Genomic DNA, 1,672 nt, shown 5'->3' on the forward strand with positions numbered 1-1,672 from the left:
TGAACAGCCCCCTGTCAAGTAGACAGTGGAAATAATAAAAAGTTACCTAAGCGGCTATAGCTCTATATTCCATAGGGCTATAGCCGTTTAGTCGTTTTTGGTATCGATTATGATTATAGAAGTGAATATACTCCGTTATGGCATTGGAAAGTTCCTCATAGGTCATAAATTTATGTAAATAATATTTCTCACATTTCAGTGTTCCCCAAAAGGATTCCATAGGTCCATTATCGATACATCGCCCAACGCGAGACATACTATGAGTCATTTTTAACTTTTTTATCCTACTTTTAAATCCATAGGAGGTGTATTGATAACCACGGTCGCTATGAATGAGAGGCTCCTTTCCCTTTAAATGCTTTGTCGCCAGGTCAAGTGTATCGAACACCAGTTCATTGTTATTAGAATGCCCGAGAACATAACTAATAATAGAACCATCATAGAGATCACGAATGGCACTTAAATAAGCTTTTTGGGAGGAACCATATTTAAATTCTGTGACATCCGTGACCCATTTTTCATTCGGCTTATTAGCTGTAAACTCACGATTTAATATATTTTCCGTGACATATTGGGGGATAGAACGTTTATATCGTTTTTTCTTCACTCGAATCACCGAGCGTAATTGAGCCACTTTCATTAATCGATAGATTCTCTTATGATTCAGTGGCTTATTAAATTTTCTATTCAAATGAAGAGTCATTTGGCGATAGCCGAAAATCCCCTTCATTTGTATATGGAGGATTTTCATCTCTTTCATAATAGCTTCATTCAGAATCTCTTGGGAAGTCGGTTGACGTCTTAGCCATTTATAATAAGCGCTCCGAGTGACGCCCGCGATATCACACAGAAGAACTATGCTTAGATTCTCTTTCTTATGTAGTTCCTGTATGGCGACATACTTATCTTTAAATCGAATCCTGCTTATTTCCGCCTCCTTTCGAGTTCCTCCAACTTTTTTAAGAATAAGTTCTCTGCACGTAATCGTTCATTTTCTTGTGCTAGCTTTTTCATTTCGAGTTTCATTTTTTCTTCTGGTGTTAACTCAATTTCTGTTTTATTCCTCCCTCGTTTGTCTTGAAGACCTTCCTCTCCACTTTCTTCATATTTTTTAACCCATGTATAGACTTGTTGGTAAGACACTTGAAAAGTGTCAGCTGTCTTCTGATAATCTTTTCCGTTCCCCAAGCAATCAAGTACAACTTGAATTCGTTCCTTCCAAGTTGTTTTTCTTCCTTTAGTCATAGAGCTCGTCCTTTCTTTTGACGTATCCTTTATTTCACTATGACTATTATACTTCTTCAACCATAACCTGAGGACAGACTCATCTGATATTTTATATCTTTTGGCAATTTCCTCTAAAGAATAGTGGCCGGATAGGTAGTCCTTCATGGCTAATATTTTTAAATTCTTCGGGTACGTTTTCCAGGATGTCGATTCTTTAAGACCTTCAAATCCATACATATCAAATTTATACTTCCAAATTCGAATGGCACTTCTACTAACCTTATACTTTTTTATTATCTCCGCTACAGATAAAATACCATCTTTTAATGTATTTATTACTTCTATCCTAACTTCGAGTGGATGAGCTCTTTTAGACATAAATATACTCCCCTTTTAGTAGCCAGATTTTATTTTTTTATCTGTCTACCTAGAGGGGAGCATATCA

1 protein-coding gene is annotated in these 1,672 nt (G+C 36.3%); it reads right to left on the bottom strand.

What is annotated here, in order from left to right; genetic code table 11:
* Nucleotides 1–46 precede the first annotated feature (46 nt).
* A protein-coding gene (locus LCM23_RS25635) for an IS3 family transposase (RefSeq protein WP_224939358.1) occupies nt 47–1,605 on the bottom strand; the annotation gives its coding sequence in 2 pieces (ribosomal slippage) (nt 47–951 and nt 951–1,605; 1,560 coding nt in all).
* Nucleotides 1,606–1,672 lie beyond the last annotated feature (67 nt).

Source organism: Cytobacillus kochii (assembly GCF_020171845.1).
GTDB lineage: Bacteria > Bacillota > Bacilli > Bacillales > Cytobacillaceae > Cytobacillus > Cytobacillus kochii.